The following is a 13,694-nucleotide window of genomic DNA, read 5'->3' on the forward strand; positions in this document are numbered from 1 at the left end:
CTGTTCATGATCTACTCGCTTGTTGGTTGATGGCGTTCTCCTCTAGGGCGGCATCGGCAAAGCGCACCAGCACGGCCCCCTGGCTTACCTGCTCGCCCTGTTTGCACTGCAGGGCTTCAATTACCCCGTCCCGCTCTGCACGCAGTTGGTGTTCCATCTTCATCGCCTCCAGCACCAGCAGGGGTTGCCCCTTGCTGACCGTTTGGCCGGGTTCGACCATTACGGCCACCACGATGCCGTGCATGGGGGCGATGGCGCCTTGTGCCTTCTCGTTTGCCTGATCATGGTGGTGGCTGTGCTGCTGATCATCGGCTGCGAAACGGATGCGCTGGCCCGCCATGGTCATGATGAAGGTTGCCTCCGAGCCTGTGGCCCTCTGAATGGGGATCTGCTGCCAGCAGCCGCCATGCTGCAGTCGGATATGGTCATCGCCTTTTTGGTAGCAAAGGGTCTCCCCTTGCCACTCAAACTGGCCGCCATGATCGTCAAGGGTCAATACCCGGCGCTCATTACCGATGCGCACCGCCGCTGTCCAGCTGCGAACCGGTCCCAGCCGAAATCCGCAGGACTGCTGCCAAGGGGAGGAGCCTGCGGGGCGGCTCGCCAGCCAGAGGGTGGCCAGTGGCCAGGCGAGTTTAGGAATGGGTTGCGCTGTGGTGGGGATGGGCCACTGGGTATGGTGGCCCATGGCCAGGACGTCAGGCTCTTCACACAGGCGCAGCAGCAGCGGGCCGTTGTGCACCAGCGGGCCGAGATCCAGCGCCGCCAGTGCATCGGCCAGTTTGGCGAACGCCTCGGCGCGGCTCTGGCCGTGGGCGATCAGCTTGGCGATCATGGGATCGTAATAGGGGCTGACCTCATCGCCAGCGGTGACGCCGGTGTCGATACGCACGCCATCCGGCCAGTGGAGCCAGTGGATGGGCCCACTGGCCGGTAGAAAACCGGCCGCCACATCCTCGGCGTAGAGGCGCGCCTCTACCGCATGGCCGCGCAGCACCACTTCCTCCTGAGTCAGTGGCAGCGGCTTGCCTTCGGCCACAGCCAACTGCCAGGCCACCAGATCCTGCCCGGTTACCGCTTCGGTGACCGGATGCTCCACCTGCAGCCGGGTGTTCATCTCCATAAAGAAGAACTCATCCTTGTAGAGCAGGAACTCGATGGTGCCAGCCCCCTGATAGTGGATGGCCTTGGCTGCGGCCACGGCTGCCTCCCCCATGGCGCGGCGCAGAGCCGGAGGGATGTCGGGGGCGGGCGCCTCTTCGATCACCTTCTGATGGCGTCGCTGCAAGGAGCAGTCCCTGTCCCCCAGATAGATGGCGTTGCCGAGGCTATCGGCAAAGACCTGCACCTCAACATGGCGAGCCTGGGGCAGATAGCGCTCCAGCAGCACCAGATCGTCGCCAAAGGCGGCCTTGGCTTCCCGTTTGACTGCCGCCAGCGACTCGTCAAAGTCGGCCAGCTGATCGACCCGGCGCATCCCCTTGCCACCGCCGCCACTGGCGGCCTTGATAAGTAGCGGGAAGCCAATCTGGCTCGCCTGATCGCGCAAGAAGTCCGGCCGTTGATCCGTGCCGTGATAGCCGGGCAGCACAGGTACGCCGGCAGTCTGCATCAGCGCCTTGGCGCCCGATTTGTCGCCCATGGCGAGAATGGCGGCGCCGCTTGGGCCGACAAAGCGCAGGCCGCGCTGTTCGCAGGCGGTGGCAAAATCGCTGTTTTCCGACAGAAAGCCGTAACCGGGATGGATGGCATCGGCGCGCGCCTCTTTGGCAATCTTCAGCACCTTGCCGGTGTCCAGATAGCTCTCTCTGGCCGGTGCTGGCCCCAGATGCCAGGCCTCATCTGCCAGACGGGTGTGCATGGCGTGGGCGTCGGCATCGGAGTAGAGGGCGATGGTGTGGATGCCGAGGCGTTTCGCCGTCTTGATGATGCGCACGGCGATTTCGCCGCGGTTGGCGATCAGCAGGCGCTTGATCAGAGTGTGATGGGTCATGTCTCATCCTTGAAACGGGGACGCCAGGCGGGAGGGCGTTTGTCGAAGAAGGCCTGCATCCCCTCCTGAGCTTCGAGCCCCACCCGAACCCGGGCAATGGTCTCGACGGTTTTCTCTTCGTGCAGGCGGGAAGGATGGTCTTCTATCGCCGCCAGCAGCCGTTTGGTCTCTTTCATCGCTTCCGGCCCGTTGCGGCACAGACGAAGGGCTTGCGCCCGTCCCTCCGCCAGCAGTTGATCCGGTTGGCAGAGTTGATGCGCCACATTGAGCCGACAGGCGGTGATGGCATCGAACGGTTCGGCACTGAGCATGTAGCGGCGCGCCTGACGCATTCCCATGGCGCGTACTACGTAGGGGCTGATCACCGCAGGTACCAGACCTAGGCTCACCTCGGAGAGGCAGAAGCGGGCGTCGTCGCTGGCGAGCACCAGATCGCAAGCGCAGATGAGGCCCAGCGCCCCGCCGTAGGCGGCCCCTTGCACCAGCGCTACCGTGGGGAAGGGAAGTTCGTCGAGGGTCTGCATCAGCCGCGCCAGTACCCGAGCGTCTTCGCGATTGTGTTCGAAATCAGCGTGGGCCAGATTGCGCATCCAGTTGAGGTCGGCGCCCGCGCAGAAGTGTTTGCCTTCGGCCCGCAGCAGCAAAGCATGAGGACGTTCGGCGAGAGCATGACCATGGAGATGGGCCAGGTCATCGAGGCAGTCGAGCAGCCCCAGCATCAGGTCGGAATCAAAGGCGTTGTGGCGGGCCGGGCGCGACAGCACCAGCTCGGCCAGTGGGCCGTGCCGCTCCAGCCGAAACGGGTTCTGGGAGGAAGTAAGTGGATCTGACATAGCTTTGCTCCTTACATCCGGAAGATGCCGTACTGCTCGGGTTCAATGCGGGCACCCTGACATGCGGCGAGCGCCAGCGCCAGCACGGTGCGGCTCTGGGCCGGGTCGATGACGCCATCATCCCACAGGCGGGCGCTGGCGTAGTAGGGGTGACCTTGCCGCTCATACTGTTCTATCACCGGTGCGCGGATGGTGGCTGCTTCCTGCTCGCTCAGGCTCTTGCCCTCGGCAGCCAGCTTGTCCCGACGTACCTGCACCAGTACCCCGGCCGCTTGCTCACCCCCCATGACGGAGATGCGGCTGTTGGGCCAGCTAAAGAGAAAATCGGGTTCATAGGCACGGCCGCACATGCCGTAGTTGCCGGCACCAAAGCTGCCGCCGACGATCAGGGTGATCTTGGGCACCCGGCTGCAGGCCACCGCGGTGACCAGCTTGGCGCCATGCTTGGCGATCCCCTCTTTTTCCGCGCTACTCCCCACCATAAAACCGGTGATGTTCTGCAAAAAGAGCAGCGGGATAGAGCGGCGGTTACAGAGCTGGATAAAGTGAGCGCCTTTCTGGGCGCTGTCGCTGTGCAGCACGCCGTTGTTGGCGAGGATCCCCACCTCCATGCCGCAAATACGGGCAAAGCCGGTTACCAGAGTGGTGCCGAACAGCGCCTTGAATTCGTCAAAGTCAGAGCCATCCACCAGTCGGGCGATCAACTCCCGCGCATCGTAAGGGCGTTTGAGGCTGGTGCCCACCAGACCGTAGAGCTCCTCGATCGGGTAACAGGGAGTGGGGTAGGCTGGCTCATTGTTGGTTGGGCTGCCCGATGCCAAACCCGAGAGCGGAACATGGTCACTGCCCAGATGGGTGAGAAGGGTTCGGGCGATGGCTAGCGCGTGGGCATCGTCACGGGCCATATGATCAGCCACCCCGGAGTGGGCGCAGTGCACCTCGGCGCCGCCCAGTGCCTCGGCGCTGATCTCCTCACCGGTGGCGGCCTTGACCAGCGGCGGGCCGGCCAGAAAGATGGTGGCCTGCTCCCTGACCATGATCGACTCGTCCGCCATGGCGGGCACGTAGGCGCCGCCTGCGGTGCAGAGCCCCATCACCACCGCCAGCTGGGGGATGTTCTGGGCCGACATGCGGGCCTGGTTGTAGAAGATGCGACCAAAGTGATCCCGGTCGGGGAACACCTCATCCTGCATCGGCAGAAAGGCGCCGCCGGAATCCACCAGATAGAGGCAGGGGAGGCGCAGCCGCTCGGCGATGGCCTGGGCGCGCAGGTGCTTTTTCACCGTGAGCGGGTAGTAGGTGCCGCCCTTCACGGTGGCGTCGTTCACCACCAGCATACAGAGCCTGCCCGAGACCCGGCCGATGCCGGTGATGATGCCGGCGGCGGGCACCGGCTCGTCATAGACCTGCCAGCCAGCCAGCGCCGACAGTTCGAGAAACGGGGAGCCCGGGTCCAGCAGCTGATTGATGCGCTCGCGGGGCAGCAGCTTGCCACGGGCCTGATGGCGGGCGTTGTTGGCCGCGCCGCCTCCTTGGGCGATCTCGGCAATGCGGGCATGGAGATCGTCGACCAGCCCCTGCATGGCGGCCCGATTGGCTGCATATTCCGGGCTCGCCGTGTCGAGACGGGAGTGGATACGACTCATGCATTTTCTCCCATCAGCTCGCGGCCGATGAGCCAGCGGCGGATCTCCGAGGTACCGGCGCCTATCTCGTAGAGTTTGGCGTCCCGCAACAGGCGGCCGGTGGGGTATTCGTTGATGTAGCCGTTGCCGCCGAGCAACTGGATGGCATCGAGCGCCATCTGGGTGGCGTTTTCGGCGGCAAACAGGATGGCGGCGGCGCAATCTTTACGGCTGGTGCGGCCCTGATCGCAGGCGCTCGCCACCGAATAGACCAGCGCCCGGCTGCTGGCGAGGCGGGTATACATGTCGGCGAGCTTGCCCTGTACCAGCTGGAACTCGCCGATGGCCTGGCCGAACTGCTTGCGCTCGCGCACATAGGGCAGCACCACATCCATGCAAGCCTGCATGATGCCAAGGGGGCCTGCTGCCAGCACTACCCGTTCGTAATCGAGTCCGCTCATCAGCACCTTGACCCCGCCGTGCAAGGGGCCCAGCAAGTTCTCCTGCGGCACCCGGCAGTTATCGAACACCAGCTCGCAGGTGTTGGAGCCGCGCATCCCCAGCTTGTCGAGTTTTTGGGCGGTGGAGAAACCGGGAGTGCCAGCCTCAACGATAAAGGTGGAAATCCCTTTGGGGCCAGCAGCGGCATCGGTCTTGGCATAGATGACGAAGGTGTCGGCATCCGGACCGTTGGTGATCCACATCTTGTTGCCGTTGAGCAGGAAGTGATCCCCATCGCGCACTGCGGTGAGGCTCATGCTGACCACATCGGAGCCTGCGCCCGGCTCGCTCATGGCCAGCGCCCCCACATGCTCGCCGCTCACCAGCGGCGGCAGGTAGCGCGCTTTCTGCTCCGGCGAGCCATGGCGGTGGATCTGGTTGATGCAGAGATTAGAGTGGGCGCCGTAGGAGAGGCCGACCGAGGCGCTGGCGCGGCTCACCTGTTCCATCACCAGCACGTGGGCGAGATAGCCGAGGTTCACCCCGTCATACTCCTCCGCCACCGTGATGCCGTGCAGCCCCAGCTCACCCATCCGGGGCCAGAGATCGCGGGGGAAGGCATTGCTCTGATCGATCTCGCTGGCGCGCGGGGCGATCACTTTCTGGCAGAAAACCGCAACCTGTTCGGTCAGGGCATTCAGGGTCTCATCCATCTGCATCCATGCTCTCCTTGCGGATATGACAGTCGGGTAGGAAGGTTGGTTCGACCTGCTAACCTAGCTGAACGGTTGGCAGTGGTCTGTCCATTTTTGTACTTCACTTCTGCCACAAGTTTACGTTAGCGTAAACGTAAATCAATTGTTAATCTGTTGTGTGTCGATAAAGCGGTGGTAGTGAGATCGTCAGCAGCTACCACGACAACAGCGCCATAGTGGCAGATCCGAATGATCAGTGTGTGGGCGCCGCGTCATAAAGCACTAATGCGGGAAAATAAGCGCGGGGCAACAAGGGAGTGAACGACAAGATGGATTTTACCCTGACCGATGATCAACAGGCGTATGTGGAGGCGGCCGCCGCCTTTGCTGACGATGCGCTCAAACCCCATGCCGCGCGCTGGGACAAGGAGCACGAGTTTCCGATCCCGACCATCAAGCAGGCGGCCGAGCTCGGGTTTTGTGGTCTCTATACCCCGGAGCAGTTTGGCGGATTGGGATTGCCTCGTCTCGATGCGAGCCTCATCTTCGAGCGCCTCGCCATGGGCTGTACCTCGACCACGGCTTATCTGACCATTCACAACATGGTGAGCTGGATGCTGGGCAGCTGGCTGCCCACCGAGGTTGCCAAGGAGTGGGTGCCCAAACTGGCCAGCGGCGAGCTGTTGGGATCCTATTGCCTCACCGAGCCGGGTGCGGGTTCCGATGCGGCGGCACTCAAGACCCGAGCGGTGCGCGAGGGTGACAATTATTTTATTGAGGGCACCAAGGTCTTTATCTCGGGAGCGGGCAGCAGCGATGTGCTGGTGGTGATGGCGCGCACCGGTGGTGAAGGTGCGAAGGGGATCTCTGCCTTTATGGTACCGGCTAATGCCCCCGGCGTGAGCTATGGCAAGGCAGAAGAGAAGATGGGCTGGAATAGCCAGCCGACCCGGGAGGTTGTTTTCAACGGGGTTCGCATTCCTGCCTGTTATCGGTTGGGCGAAGAGGGGGAAGGGTTCAAGTTCGCCATGCAGGCGCTTGATGGGGGGCGCATCAATATCGCCACCTGCTCGGTGGGCACTGCCCAGCAGGCACTGGACGATGCGCTGGCCTATGTGCAGCAGCGCCAGCAATTTGGTCACCCGATCAGCGAATTCCAGAGCGTGCAATTTCGCCTGGCCGATATGGCGACCGAGCTGGCTGCCGCCCGTCTGCTGGTGCGTCAGGCGGCTGACAAGCTGGATCGCGGGGATCCCGACAAGAGTGCCTGGTGTGCCATGGCCAAGCGGTTTGCCACCGATGTCGGTTATCGGGTCTGTGATGAGGCTCTGCAACTCTTTGGTGGCTATGGTTATACCCGCGACTATCCGCTCGAGCGCTACCTGCGCGATACCCGGGTGCATCGCATTCTGGAGGGAACCAACGAGGTGATGCGACTCATCATCGCTCGTCGGCTGCTGGCCGAGCAGGGGTTGGCGCTAATGTAGTGTTGGATGACACCTCAATAGCGCCAGCTTTGTGAGCCAGTCACAGGTTGGTTCCATGCAACTCTGTCATCATGGCTATCGCTCTACTGACAAGGACAAACGCAATGACAAGGATCAGGCTCGAATACAACGGCCACGTGGCCTACATCACCCTTGACCATCCGCCCGCAAATACCTGGACGCTTGCCAGTCTGCAAGCTTTCCTGCGGATGATGGAGGAGCTCGACAGCCGCCCCGATGTGGTGGCGCTGGTGATCCGCGGGGCTGGCGAGAAGTTCTTCTGCGCCGGTGCCGATCTCAACCTGTTTGCCGATGGCAATGTCGAACAGGCTCGCGATGTGGCCGACGCTTTTGGTCGTGCATTCGAAGCGCTGGCCCGTTTTCATGGCGTCACCATTGCGGCCATCAACGGTTATGCCATGGGCGGTGGGCTGGAAGTAGCACTGGCGTGCGATATCCGCATCGCCGAGCAGCAGGCGTTGCTGGGATTACCGGAAGCATCTGTAGGCTTGCTCCCCTGTGCCGGTGGCACTCAGCGTCTCACCGAGCTGGTTGGGCCGGGCTGGGCCAAGCGGATGATCCTTTGTGGCGAGAAGGTGAGTGCATCCCTTGCCTATGAGATCGGGCTGGTGGAGGAGGTGGTGAAAACCGGGCAGGCGTGGGAGGCCGCCCATCAGATGGCCCATCTGGTGGAGCGCCAGAGTCCGAGTGCCCTGCGCGCCTGCAAAATGTTGATCAATCAGGGGCGCAGCGGCCCGCGCGATGCGGCATTGCCGCTCGAGCGAAGCCTCTTCCTCGAACTGTTTAGTGATGCCAACCAGCGGGAAGGGGTGGCAGCGTTTCTCGAAAAGCGCGCCCCGCACTGGCAGTACCAAAAGCCGGATGGTGCAACCCATGAGTGAGCCAGTAAGTATCGCAACCCATCCAACGGCTGATGGCCACCAGATCGGGGTGTTGACTCTCGACAGCCCTGCGTCTCTGAACGCATTGAGCCTGCCGATGATCCAGATCCTGCAACAGACGCTAACCCGCTGGGAGCAGGATCCCGCCATCGTCTGCGTGTTGCTGCAGGGGGCAGGCGAGAAGGCGTTCTGTGCCGGTGGTGATATTCGCTCCTTTTATTACCGCAAGCAGGAGGTGAGCGGATCGGAACTGTTTGAATATGCCCGCGACTTTTTCGAGCAGGAGTATCGGCTCGATCACCACATCCACTGTTACCGCAAGCCCCTTGTCTGCGTGGCGGACGGCATCTGCATGGGCGGTGGGATAGGCCTGTTTGCCGGCGCCGATTTTCGGGTGGTAACTGATAAGAGCCTGTTCGCCATGCCGGAGGTGACCATCGGCCTCTACCCCGATGTGGGGGCCAGCTGGTTTTTAAGCCGGATGCCGGGGCGACTCGGGCTCTGGCTTGGTCTGACCGGTGCCCGCTTCAACGGGAGTGATGCCATCGGCCTTGGGCTGGCGGATCATGCCATAGCCCGCAGCGAGCGAGCCGAGCTGCTGCACCGGTTGGCGGCACTCGACTGGTCAGCCGGTTGTGAGCCCCGTGAGCAGATCGATCAGCTGCTGCGGGGCTTTCATAAAGGTGCCGCAGCGCAGTTGCCTGCGCCCATCCTGCTGCCCCATCAACCAAGAATCGATGACCTGCTGGCGGGGCGAACGTTGGCGGGAGTGTTGGCAAGACTGTTTGCTGCCCGATTTGACGAAACGGCGGGAGAGAAAGCATTGGCCCAGGCGCAGGAGAGCTGCCGTAGCGGTAGCCCCATCAGCCGAGCCATCCTCTGGCGCCAATATTGGCAGGCTCGCCGTCAATCCCTTGCCGAGGTATTTGCCGACGAACTGACTCTCTCGGTCAACTGCGTGCTCAAGGGCGATTTTGTGGAAGGGGTGCGGGCGCTGCTTATCGACAAGGACAGGGAGCCCCACTGGCAGGAGCAGCCTGCCGGGGGGGATTGGCTGGACGAATTCTATCGCTGGCCCCATGGGTACAACCCGTTGGCACGCAAGGGCTAGGCTCTGCTCTGGCAGCTGCGGTGCTATCAAGAACGCAAGGAGCAAGCAGAATGACAAGGATCGGATTTATCGGGCTGGGCAACATGGGGGGCCCCATGGCAGCCAATCTGGCCAGGGCTGGGCATACGGTGCAGGTATTTGATCTGGTTGCCCACAGTGTTGAGCGAGCCATTGCAGCAGGCTGCATTGCGGCAGGAGATGCCCGCGAAGCGGTGGCCGGCAGTGATGTCGTCATCAGCATGCTGCCTGCCGGTGAGCATGTGCGCAGCCTCTGGTTGAGCGAGAGTGATGGTGAACGGGGCGGGCAGGATCTGCTGGCCGCTTTGCCTGCCGGTGTGCTGGTGATCGACTGCTCCACCATCGATGTGGCCTCTGCCCGTCAGGTGGGGAGCGCGGCCCGTGCACGCGGCTTGCGCTTTATCGATGCCCCCGTGTCGGGCGGGGTCGCAGGGGCTGCGGCAGGCTCACTCACCTTTATTGTCGGTGGCGAACAAGCCGACTTTGATGCGGCCAAGCCCGTACTGGCCTGCATGGGGCGGAATCTGTTCCACGCCGGCCCCCTTGGCGCCGGGCAGATCGCCAAGATGTGCAACAACATGCTGCTTGCCATCCATATGGCGGGCACCGCCGAGGCGCTGGCGCTTGGAGTGAAGGAGGGGCTGGATCCGGCAGTGCTCTCCACCATCATGGGCAAGAGCTCGGGCAACAACTGGAGTCTGGAGCGCTACAACCCCTGGCCCGGGGTGATGGAGAACGTACCGGCTGCCCGTAACTATCAGGGGGGCTTTATGACCCGGCTGATGGTGAAAGACCTCGGACTCGCCATGGCGTTGGCCGAGCATGCTCACAGCGCCGTGCCCATGGGGGCACTTGCGCGCAACCTGTTTAATCTGCATGCGGCGAACGGAGAGGGAGAGCTGGATTTTTCCAGTATCGTCCGGCTTTATCTGGAAAAAGGCATAGAGGGGTAGTAGTCGTCGGGCACCATCTTGCGGCTTGATGGGTTCAGGCTATCGCTGGCATCACAAGGAGAGAGAATGGATATCAAGCAGAAAGTCATCGCTATTACTGGTGCCGGGCGGGGGCTGGGGCGGGCCATAGCGCTCAATCTTGCCGCTCAGGGGGCCGAGCTGGCGTTGATCGACCTGAATGCCAGCGATCTGGCCGTGACGCAGGCCGAGGTGCAAAGCCGTGGTGGGCGGTGTGCCATTTTCGTCTGCAACGTGGCAAGCGAACCGGAGGTCGAGACCACCTTTGTCGCGATCAAGGCGCACTTTGGTCGGTTGCACGGGTTGATCAACTGCGCCGGCATTCTGCGCGATGGCATGCTGATCAAGGTGAAAGAGGGGGAAGTTGTAGAGAAGATGAGCCTGGCCCAGTGGCAGAGCGTCATCGACGTCAACCTCACCGGCACCTTCCTGTGCGGGCGCGAGGGGGCCGCACTGATGGCCACCGGCGGGGAGGGGGGGGTCATCATCAATATCTCCTCCATTGCCCGAGCCGGCAATATCGGCCAGAGCAACTATGCCGCCAGCAAGGCAGGTGTGGCTTCGCTGGTAGTGACCTGGGGGCGGGAGCTTGCCCGCCACGGTATCCGGGTGATGGGGATCGCCCCCGGGGTGTTCGCCACCGATATGACGGCCGCGATGAAGCCGGAGGCGATGACCCGAATGCAGCAGGCTATTCCGGTCGGCAAACTGGGTGAGGCGCAGCAGCTGGCCGACACCGTTGCCTTCATCTTTGCCAACGATTACCTCAATGGCCGGATGATCGAGCTTGATGGTGGTCTGCGGTTGTAAACCTTTACCAAGATTTACATTGAGCCCTGGCCTCGTGGTCAGGGCTTTTTTATGCACTCTTTTGAGTTCCAAAGGTACTGAATGGCGATGCATGGGCACCATCCGGGTCGCTCTATGGCGGCAGAAATATGAGAAATATCAATGGGTCTCAGTTAATTTGAACCAGCTCACAGGCCCTTGAGGTCAGTGCTGTAAAATTGCGCGCGGTCAAGGTGGTGCATGTTTGACGATGCGAGGGATTGCGGTCGGAATAGTCATGCAATATAGTTGCCGCCTTTTTCACGGGGTCCGGATTTTCAGCCCCTCCCATATCGCGCGCAGTATGAATACGGACGCTCTGCCGCCGCCTAATTAAACAGGATTGAGATGGACAAGAAACTAGGGCTTGGCGCCCTCATTTCGCTGGTGATCGGCTCCATGGTCGGCGCCGGGGTCTTCAGTCTCCCACAGAATATTGCTGCACATGCCAGCGCCGGGGCCGTCGCTCTGGGATGGGCCATCACCGGGGTCGGCATGATCTGCCTCGCGCTGGTCTATCAAAACCTCTCCATGCGTCGCCCGGATCTCGATGGCGGTATCTTCAGTTACGCCAAGGCCGGTTTTGGTGACTTCATCGGCTTCAACGCCGCCTGGGGTTACTGGCTCTGCCAACTGCTGGCCAACGTCTCTTACGCCATCGTGGTATTCAGCGCGCTCAGCTACTTTTTCGATACGCCGGATCACGTCATCTTCGGTGACGGCAATACGCCGGTGGCCATCACGCTGGCCTCCATCCTGATCTGGTCGGTACACTCGCTGGTCCTGCGCGGGGTGCAGGTGGCGGCCCTGGTTAACATCGTGACCACCATCGCCAAGATGGTGCCGCTCATCGTTTTCAGCGTGGCCATCCTGCTTGCCTTCAATATGAAGACCTTCACCCTGGACTTCTGGGGTCATGGCAACAGCGATCTCGGTTCCGTGATGGATCAGGTCAAGTCAACCATGAAGGTCACCCTCTGGGTCTTCATCGGTATTGAAGGGGCCGTGGTGGTCTCTGCCCGTGCCCGCCATCGCAAGGATGTCGGTCGTGCGACCGTGCTCGCCCTGCTGGGTGCGCTGGCGCTCTACGTGATGGTGACCCTCTTCTCGCTGGGGGTAATGACCCAGCCTGAGCTGGCCCAGCTCAAGAACCCCTCTACCGCCATGATCCTGGAAGCGGTAGTCGGCCCCTGGGGCGCCTGGCTTATCAACATCGGTCTGGTTATCTCCGTGATGGGGGCCCTGCTGAGCTGGACCGTGCTGGCGGCTGAAGTGCCCTACATTGCGGGCAAAACCGGGGTCTTCCCGGCCTGGTTTGCCAAGGAGAACAAGAACGGCTCACCGCAGGTATCGCTCTGGTGCTCCACCTGTCTGGTGCAGACTTTCCTTATCATCATCTACTTCCAGAACAGTACCTATCTGGCGTTGGTCAACATCGCTACCTCGGCGGCGCTGGTGCCCTATGTCTTCTCCGGTGCGTATGGCCTCAAGCTGGCGCTAAAAGGGGAGACCTATCAGGGCCAACCGCATCAGCGCAAGCGTGATCTGCTGCTGGCCCTGATGGCGACCATCTATGGCTGCTGGCTGGTTTATGCGGCCGGCGTCGAGTATCTGCTGCTGGTGGCGCTGCTCTACAGCCCGGGTATCTTCATCTACTGGAAGGCGCGCCAGCACCACGGTCTGCGTGGCCTCAACCGGCTGGAGCAGGGGATGACGGCGGCCTTGCTCGGTTGTGCCGTGCTGGCCTTCTACAAGGTGATGGACGGCACCATCCCCCTGAACTGACAGAGACAAGAGATGGCCCAAGGGCCATCTCTTCTTTTACACGCCGTCTGCGTCACAGGTGGTCGGCGTCGCCTCGGAAGGAATTTTTATGCTGTTTATGGGTTATCTGCTGCTGGGGGCTTTCGCCGGCATCCTGGCCGGACTGTTCGGGATCGGCGGCGGCCTTATCATAGTGCCGGTGCTGGTGGTGAGCTTTCATGCGCAGGGGGTCGATCCCGATATCATTACCCATCTGGCACTTGGCACTTCGCTGCCGACCATGATCTTCACCGGTTTCAGTTCGCTGCAGGCCCATCAGGAGGCCGGTGCGGTCGACTGGGTGATGATCCGCAGGCTCGGTGCCGGCATGCTGCTTGGCGCCTGGCTCGGCGGCATGACCGCCAATCTGCTCAGTGCCAGCACCCTCAACATCATCATTGGCTGCTTTGCCTGGACCATGGCGCTACAGATGGGGCTCAACCTCAAGCCCAAAGCGGAGCGCCATCTGCCGGGAGCGTTCGGTACCGGCATCGCAGGTACCGTGATCGGCTGGATGTCGGCACTGTTTGGCATCGGCGGTGGCTCGCTCACCGTGCCTTATCTGAGCTGGAATAGCGTGCCGATGCGCAACGCGGTAGCGGCTTCAGCCGCCTGCAGCATGCCGATCGCGCTGGCGGGTAGCCTGAGCTATCTCTATGCCGGATGGGGGCATGTGGACCTGCCCGAGTGGAGTGTGGGCTACATCTATCTGCCAGCCCTGATTGGTATTGTGCTCACCAGTACCCAGTTTGCCCGGGTGGGGGCCAAACTGGCACACAGACTCTCTCCGCAGCGACTCAAGCAGGCGTTTGCCCTGCTGATGCTGCTGGTGGGGGCGAAATTCATGCTGTTTAGCTGAACCATTGGCCAGTTTGTTGAAAAATAAGGCAAACGATCTGTTGGAGGGCAGAAAGCCGTTGCATTGAACGCCCAGTTTGCCTATTCTCCTCGCCGGTGGTCCTATTGGTCCTCTCGCATTGATAACCC

The 13,694-nt window shown here is 61.9% G+C and carries 11 protein-coding genes; 7 read left to right on the plus strand and 4 right to left on the minus strand.

The genetic code is table 11. The features are described from left to right. Nucleotides 1-4: 4 nt before the first annotated feature. The 4 genes from AACR93_RS03910 to AACR93_RS03925 are packed head-to-tail and all read right to left on the minus strand — an operon-like array spanning nt 5 to nt 5,611. Complete coding sequence (locus AACR93_RS03910) at nt 5-1,993, minus strand: acetyl/propionyl/methylcrotonyl-CoA carboxylase subunit alpha (RefSeq protein ID WP_043850057.1); 1,989 nt, start codon at nt 1,991-1,993, stop codon at nt 5-7. Beyond that, nucleotides 1,990-2,826, minus strand: coding sequence for an enoyl-CoA hydratase-related protein (locus tag AACR93_RS03915; RefSeq protein WP_043850058.1), 837 nt, complete (start codon nt 2,824-2,826; stop codon nt 1,990-1,992). The genes AACR93_RS03910 and AACR93_RS03915 overlap by 4 nt, the downstream gene beginning before the upstream one ends. A gap of 11 nt (nt 2,827-2,837) precedes the next feature. After that, on the minus strand, nt 2,838-4,472 hold the full coding sequence (locus AACR93_RS03920) for a carboxyl transferase domain-containing protein (RefSeq protein WP_043850059.1): 1,635 nt from the start codon (nt 4,470-4,472) through the stop codon (nt 2,838-2,840). Continuing rightward, complete coding sequence (locus AACR93_RS03925) at nt 4,469-5,611, minus strand: isovaleryl-CoA dehydrogenase (RefSeq protein WP_043850060.1); 1,143 nt, start codon at nt 5,609-5,611, stop codon at nt 4,469-4,471. Before AACR93_RS03925 ends, AACR93_RS03920 begins: the two co-directional genes overlap by 4 nt. 305 nt (nt 5,612-5,916) lie before the next feature. On the opposite strand from AACR93_RS03925, the gene AACR93_RS03930 reads away from it, so the two are divergent. The 7 genes from AACR93_RS03930 to AACR93_RS03960 all read left to right on the plus strand — a co-directional run bounded on the left by AACR93_RS03930 (nt 5,917) and on the right by AACR93_RS03960 (nt 13,566). After that, nucleotides 5,917-7,074 carry an acyl-CoA dehydrogenase family protein gene (locus AACR93_RS03930; RefSeq protein WP_043850061.1) on the plus strand — a complete coding sequence of 386 codons (1,158 nt, stop codon included), beginning with the start codon at nt 5,917-5,919 and terminating at the stop codon, nt 7,072-7,074. Nucleotides 7,075-7,178: 104 nt separating this feature from the next. After that, nucleotides 7,179-7,976, plus strand: a complete 798-nt coding sequence (locus AACR93_RS03935) for an enoyl-CoA hydratase (RefSeq protein ID WP_043850062.1) — start codon at nt 7,179-7,181, stop codon at nt 7,974-7,976. Continuing rightward, nucleotides 7,969-9,087 carry an enoyl-CoA hydratase/isomerase family protein gene (locus AACR93_RS03940; protein ID WP_043850063.1) on the plus strand — a complete coding sequence of 373 codons (1,119 nt, stop codon included), beginning with the start codon at nt 7,969-7,971 and terminating at the stop codon, nt 9,085-9,087. Before AACR93_RS03935 ends, AACR93_RS03940 begins: the two co-directional genes overlap by 8 nt. Nucleotides 9,088-9,137: 50 nt before the next feature. Continuing rightward, nucleotides 9,138-10,058 (plus strand): 3-hydroxyisobutyrate dehydrogenase, encoded by a 921-nt coding sequence (gene mmsB / locus AACR93_RS03945; protein ID WP_043850064.1) that lies wholly within the window; start codon nt 9,138-9,140, stop codon nt 10,056-10,058. 66 nt (nt 10,059-10,124) lie between these two features. Then, nucleotides 10,125-10,886 (plus strand): SDR family oxidoreductase, encoded by a 762-nt coding sequence (locus tag AACR93_RS03950; RefSeq protein WP_043850065.1) that lies wholly within the window; start codon nt 10,125-10,127, stop codon nt 10,884-10,886. Between the two features lie 366 nt (nt 10,887-11,252). Further along, nucleotides 11,253-12,689: an arginine-ornithine antiporter gene (gene arcD / locus AACR93_RS03955; RefSeq protein WP_033113099.1), complete on the plus strand. Its 1,437-nt coding sequence runs from the start codon at nt 11,253-11,255 to the stop codon at nt 12,687-12,689. A gap of 88 nt (nt 12,690-12,777) precedes the next feature. Beyond that, nucleotides 12,778-13,566, plus strand: coding sequence for a sulfite exporter TauE/SafE family protein (locus AACR93_RS03960; protein ID WP_043850066.1), 789 nt, complete (start codon nt 12,778-12,780; stop codon nt 13,564-13,566). Nucleotides 13,567-13,694 lie beyond the last annotated feature (128 nt).

It is taken from the genome of Aeromonas sp. L_1B5_3 (assembly GCF_963866575.1).
Taxonomy (GTDB): domain Bacteria; phylum Pseudomonadota; class Gammaproteobacteria; order Enterobacterales; family Aeromonadaceae; genus Aeromonas; species Aeromonas jandaei.

Bases quoted from the DNA above. Each gene is read 5' to 3' on its own strand.
- AACR93_RS03910 (WP_043850057.1), bottom strand. From the start codon at position 1,993: ATGACCCATCACACTCTGATCAAGCGCCTGCTGATCGCCAACCGCGGC.
- AACR93_RS03915 (WP_043850058.1), bottom strand. From the start codon at position 2,826: ATGTCAGATCCACTTACTTCCTCCCAGAACCCGTTTCGGCTGGAGCGG.
- AACR93_RS03920 (WP_043850059.1), bottom strand. From the start codon at position 4,472: ATGAGTCGTATCCACTCCCGTCTCGACACGGCGAGCCCGGAATATGCA.
- AACR93_RS03925 (WP_043850060.1), bottom strand. From the start codon at position 5,611: ATGCAGATGGATGAGACCCTGAATGCCCTGACCGAACAGGTTGCGGTT.
- AACR93_RS03930 (WP_043850061.1), top strand. From the start codon at position 5,917: ATGGATTTTACCCTGACCGATGATCAACAGGCGTATGTGGAGGCGGCC.
- AACR93_RS03935 (WP_043850062.1), top strand. From the start codon at position 7,179: ATGACAAGGATCAGGCTCGAATACAACGGCCACGTGGCCTACATCACC.
- AACR93_RS03940 (WP_043850063.1), top strand. From the start codon at position 7,969: ATGAGTGAGCCAGTAAGTATCGCAACCCATCCAACGGCTGATGGCCAC.
- mmsB (WP_043850064.1), top strand. From the start codon at position 9,138: ATGACAAGGATCGGATTTATCGGGCTGGGCAACATGGGGGGCCCCATG.
- AACR93_RS03950 (WP_043850065.1), top strand. From the start codon at position 10,125: ATGGATATCAAGCAGAAAGTCATCGCTATTACTGGTGCCGGGCGGGGG.
- arcD (WP_033113099.1), top strand. From the start codon at position 11,253: ATGGACAAGAAACTAGGGCTTGGCGCCCTCATTTCGCTGGTGATCGGC.
- AACR93_RS03960 (WP_043850066.1), top strand. From the start codon at position 12,778: ATGCTGTTTATGGGTTATCTGCTGCTGGGGGCTTTCGCCGGCATCCTG.